Genomic DNA, 5,000 nt, shown 5'->3' with positions numbered 1-5,000 from the left:
GAAGCATTGCGGTTGGATGGGCTCAAGATCGTCATCGATTGCGCGCACGGTGCGGCGTACAAGGTGGCACCCGCCGCCTTGTGGGAACTGGGCGCCGAAGTGATTGCCATTGGCGTGACGCCCGATGGGTTCAACGTGAACGATCAGGTGGGATCGACGCATCCCAAGGCGTTGCAACTGAAAGTGATTGAGACCGGGGCTGACATCGGTATCGCACTCGATGGTGATGCGGACCGGTTGATCGTGGTCGATGAGCGCGGCCAGATTGTGGACGGTGACCAGTTGATGGCGCTGATCGCGTCGCGCGCCGCCGAAGCTGGCACGTTGAAGGGCGGGGCACTGGTGGCGACCGTTATGTCAAACTTGGGGCTGGAGCGGTTTCTGGCCGGCAAGGGCATCGCGCTGCACCGGGCCAATGTGGGGGACCGGCATGTGCTGGAACTGATGCGCACTGCCGGCTGCAATGTCGGCGGTGAGCAATCGGGGCACATCATCCTTGCCGATCACGCCACCACCGGCGATGGGCTGGTGGCGGCGTTGCAGGTGCTGGCGGCGCTGGTGGCTACGGGCAAGCCGGCGAGCGAGGTGCTGCATTTGTTCGATCCGCTGCCGCAACTGCTGAAGAATGTGCGCTTCAAGGGCGGCGCGCCGCTGGAGGCGGACCACGTGAAGGCGGCCATTGCCGCAGCGGAGGCGAAGCTGGCAGGCAACGGCCGGCTGCTGATCCGCAAGAGCGGTACCGAGCCGCTGATCCGCGTGATGGCCGAAGGCGAGGACAAGGCGCTGGTTATCCAGGTGGTGGACGATATCTGCGCCGCTGTGGCTACAGCAGCATGATCGCCCGCATATTGGCCATCGCCGGATCAGACAGTGGCGGCGGCGCCGGCATTCAGGCCGATATCAAGACGATCACCTGCCTGGGCGGTTATGCGATGACTGCCGTGACGGCGATCACCGTGCAGAACACGCTGGGCGTGAGCGCGGTGCACGCTGTGCCGCCGGAGATCGTGGCGGCGCAGATTCGCGCCTGCATCGATGATATCGGGGTGGATGCCATCAAGATCGGCATGCTGGGCAATGAAGCCATCATCAATGCCGTCGCCGATGCGCTGGAAGGGGTTCGGGTGCCGATCGTGCTTGATCCGGTGATGATCGCCAAGGGCGGCGCGGCGCTGATCGAGGAGGAAGCGGTGTGGGCGTTGATGCAGCGGCTGTTGCCGATGGCCAGCGTGATCACGCCCAACGTGCCGGAATTGGCGGCGCTGACCGAAACCGAGGTGGAAGACGCCGCCGACATGCTGCTGGCGGCGCAGGAATTGCTCAATGCGGGGCCGAAGGCGGTGTTGGCAAAGGGCGGGCATCTGGAGGGTGATCAACTGACGGACTGGCTGGTGACGCGGCAGGGGCATCTGGCGTTTGCCGACACCAGGATTGTCACGCGCCACAGCCACGGCACCGGCTGCACGCTTTCGGCGGCGCTGGCGTGCGGGCTGGGGCAGGGGCTGGCCTTGCCGGACGCGGCGGCGCGGGCACGGGCGTTTGTGCGGCAGGGGCTGGAACGCGCGCCGGGGTTGGGGAGCCGCCATGATGTGGGTCACGGACCGCTGGGCTTTTTCCCGCTGTCATGATGCTTGTTGCCGGTGTTGACGAAGCCGGGCGCGGGCCGTGGGCCGGGCCGGTGGTGGCGGCAGCGGTGATCCTGCGCGGGCCGGTGCCTGACGGGTTGGACGACAGCAAGAAATTGAGCGCGAAGCGGCGCGAGGCGTTGTTTGCGGCGCTGCTGGCCAGCGATTGCCTGATTGGCGTGGGCGAGGCCAGCGTGGCGGAAATCGACACGATCAATATCTTGGCTGCGACATATCTGGCGATGACACGCGCGGTGGAGGCCTTGAGCGTATCGCCGGCGCATGTGTTGGTGGATGGCAACCGGCTGCCACGCTGGCACTGGCCGGCCACGGCGATCGTGGGCGGTGATGGCTGTGAACCGGCCATTTCGGCAGCATCGATCATCGCCAAGGTGACGCGCGACCGGATCATGACGCGGCTTGATGCGCTTCACCCCGGTTATGGCTGGGTGACCAATCAGGGCTATGGCACCGCCGCCCATTCGCAGGCACTGATCACACGGGGCGCGACGCCGCATCACCGCGCCAGTTTTGCGCCGGTGAAGGCCGTTCTGGGCCGGGTTTGACGAATGATTTTCAGGTGAGTCTTTTGAGTCACACCACTAGGGGTTGAGTCCGCAGCCGCCGGCGGGACTCCAGATATGGGTTTGTTCCCGTTTTGATTCCTGATTGTGACAAACCGGCGAATCTTGTTGAATCCAAATGATTCTTGACCGCGAATCTACTCTGATTCATCACGGCTTCTCTGTGTTGGAGCGTGTGTGATGAAGTCATTTCGGTCGTCTGATTTACGTGATGCAGAACGGCTGCTGGCCGATACCGGCATGGCCGGGAAGGCGCGTGCGCCTGGCCTGGAAACCGATCGCATCCTGATGGGCGATTGCATCGAGATCATGAACAGCCTGCCTGCCGGCAGCGTCGATCTGATCTTTGCCGATCCGCCCTATAATCTCCAGCTGGGCGGCGATCTGGCCCGCCCGGATGGCAGCCGCGTCGATGCCGTCACCGACGATTGGGACAAGTTTTCCAGCTTTGAAGCCTATGATCGTTTCACGCGTGCCTGGCTGAAGGCAGCGCACCGCCTGCTCAAGCCCGATGGCGCGATCTGGACCATCGGCAGCTATCACAATATCTTCCGCGTCGGTGCGGCGTTGCAGGACGAAGGCTATTGGATCCTCAACGACGTTATCTGGCGCAAGGCCAATCCGATGCCCAATTTCAAGGGCACGCGTTTCACCAATGCCCATGAAACCCTGATCTGGGCGGCAAAGGGCGAGCGCAGCCGATATTGCTTCAACTATCACGCCATGAAGGCGATGAACGAAGATCTGCAGATGCGGTCGGACTGGACGATCCCGATCTGCACCGGCGGCGAACGGCTGAAGGACGGCGCGTCAAAGGCGCACCCGACGCAGAAGCCCGAAGCGCTGCTGTATCGCATATTGGTTGCCTGCACCCAGCCGGGCGACATTGTGCTCGATCCGTTTTTTGGCACCGGCACCACCGGCGCCGTGGCCAAGCTGCTCGGCCGCCGCTGGATCGGCATCGAGCGCGAGGCGAAATATGTGCGTGTTGCGGGTGAGCGCATCGCAAATTTGCTGCCCCTCAAGGGCGGCGACATCAAGATCAGCGAAGGCAACCGCGGCCAGACTCGCATCCCCTTTGGCAGTCTCGTCGAGAGCGGCATTGTCCGTCCCGGCACACGCCTTTGGGGTCCGGGCCGGCGTGTGGGGGCCAGCGTACGAGCTGATGGCAGCCTGGACATGGCCGGCAGCACCGGATCCATCCACAAGATGGGCGCGGCCGCACAAGGCCTGCCAAGCTGCAATGGTTGGACCTTCTGGCACGTCGAGGACGACGACGGCGGGTTGGTTCCTCTGGATGCCAGGCGTCAGGCGTTCCGCCAATCCACTGCTGTGGACGGTTGACGTCAGGCATCCGGTTCCTGTTCGGCAACGGCGGCCCCCGCGGGCCGCCGTTGCTCGTTTGGGGCGCTGCATCCCCGCCGTGAACGGTGGTGATTGACGTCGCAGGCCGCTGCTGCCGCTTGTGAAGGGCAGGGCGCTTCGCTATCTCGCAAACATGCAATTCCGAAGGAATTTTCATTGCAGACGACGCGCAATCTGTTTTTGGCCGCCAGCGTGCTGGCCCTTTCGCCGCCGGCGTTTGCTGCCGATACCAAGCCGCAGATCGGCACATTCGGTTTTGATGTGGCCGGCATGGATACCACGGTAAAAGCCGGCGATGATTTTGTTGGCCACACCGCCGGCAAATACATGGCAGCGCTGGAAATTCCCGCCGACAAGACCAATTTCGGCATGTTCACCAAACTGCGCGATCTGAGCCAGGAACGCACGCGCACCATCATCGAAAAGTCCGCTGCCAGCGGCGGCGCTCCAGGCAGCGAAACGCAGAAGGTGGGCGATCTCTTTGCCAGTTTCATGGATGAAGCCGCCATCGAGGCCTTGGGCATCGCGCCGCTGAAACCGCAGCTTGATGCCATTGCCGCCATCGCTAGCAAGGCCGATTATGCCGAAGCCGTTGGCCGCAACATCAAGTTGAGCGTGCCCGGCCCGATTTCGATGGGTGTTGGCCCCGATCGCAAGAACCCGGATCGTTTCATCGTGCAGGCCGGCCAATCGGGCCTGGGCCTGCCAGACCGTGATTATTATCTGGACGACAAGAACGCCGCCTTTGCCGCCGCCCGCATCAAGTACAAATCGTACATCGCTGCCATGCTGGGCCTCGCCGGCCATGACAATACCGCCGCCCGTGCCGAAGCGGTGTTTGCGCTGGAAACCGCCATCGCGAAAACGCACTGGACCCGGGTGGAGCGCCGCCAGGCCGAAAAGACCTACAATCCGGTGGCCGCCGCCGATTTGCCTACCCGGTTCCCTGGGCTGGACTGGGGCCGCCTGATCGCCGGCAGCGCCATCCCGGTGCGTGGTGATGTGATCATCGCCAACCCCAGCGCCGTTGAAGGCACTGCCAAGGTGATTGCCGCCACCGATCTGGCCGTGCTGAAGGATTACATGGCCTTTCACACCATCCGCGATGCCTCGGCGTTTCTGCCAAAGGCCTTCGTCGATGCCAATTTCGACATGTACAGCAAGACGCTGGGCGGCCAGCCCGAGCAGGCGCCGCGCTGGAAGCGGGGTGTGGACATCACGTCGGGGGTGCTCGGTGAAGCGCTGGGCAAGCTGTATGTGGCCGAATATTTCCCGCCCGAAGCCAAAGCCAAGGCCGACACGCTGGTGAAGAACATCATCGCTGCCATGGATGCCCGCCTGGCCAATCTGGCGTGGATGGACCCGAAAACGCGGGTTGCCGCCCGTGAAAAGCTCGCCGCGTTCACGCCCAAGATCGGCTATCCAG

The 5,000-nt window shown here is 63.4% G+C and carries 3 protein-coding genes and 2 pseudogenes; all 5 read left to right on the top strand.

The annotated features are described in order from the left end of the window. Nucleotides 1-837: pseudogene (locus ACESL8_RS04710) on the top strand (phosphoglucosamine mutase); the annotation flags it as partial. After that, nucleotides 834-1,628, top strand: coding sequence for a bifunctional hydroxymethylpyrimidine kinase/phosphomethylpyrimidine kinase (gene thiD / locus ACESL8_RS04705; protein WP_372916470.1), 795 nt, complete (start codon nt 834-836; stop codon nt 1,626-1,628). The pseudogene ACESL8_RS04710 and the gene thiD, both read left to right, overlap by 4 nt. Continuing rightward, a complete protein-coding gene (locus ACESL8_RS04700; protein WP_372916474.1) occupies nt 1,628-2,191 on the top strand; it encodes a ribonuclease HII in 564 nt (187 codons plus the stop codon). The genes thiD and ACESL8_RS04700 overlap by 1 nt, the downstream gene beginning before the upstream one ends. A 258-nt stretch (nt 2,192-2,449) precedes the next feature. Beyond that, nucleotides 2,450-3,553 (top strand): site-specific DNA-methyltransferase, encoded by a 1,104-nt coding sequence (locus ACESL8_RS04695; RefSeq protein ID WP_372916472.1) that lies wholly within the window; start codon nt 2,450-2,452, stop codon nt 3,551-3,553. 177 nt (nt 3,554-3,730) lie between these two features. Next, nucleotides 3,731-5,000, top strand: a pseudogene (locus tag ACESL8_RS04690) (M13 family peptidase); the annotation flags it as partial.

It is taken from the genome of Sandarakinorhabdus sp., assembly GCF_041689835.1.
Taxonomy (GTDB): domain Bacteria; phylum Pseudomonadota; class Alphaproteobacteria; order Sphingomonadales; family Sphingomonadaceae; genus Sandarakinorhabdus.
This window is presented reverse-complemented; position numbering and strand designations above follow the sequence as displayed.

Bases quoted from the DNA above. Each gene is read 5' to 3' on its own strand.
- thiD (WP_372916470.1), top strand. From the start codon at position 834: ATGATCGCCCGCATATTGGCCATCGCCGGATCAGACAGTGGCGGCGGC.
- ACESL8_RS04700 (WP_372916474.1), top strand. From the start codon at position 1,628: ATGCTTGTTGCCGGTGTTGACGAAGCCGGGCGCGGGCCGTGGGCCGGG.
- ACESL8_RS04695 (WP_372916472.1), top strand. From the start codon at position 2,450: ATGGCCGGGAAGGCGCGTGCGCCTGGCCTGGAAACCGATCGCATCCTG.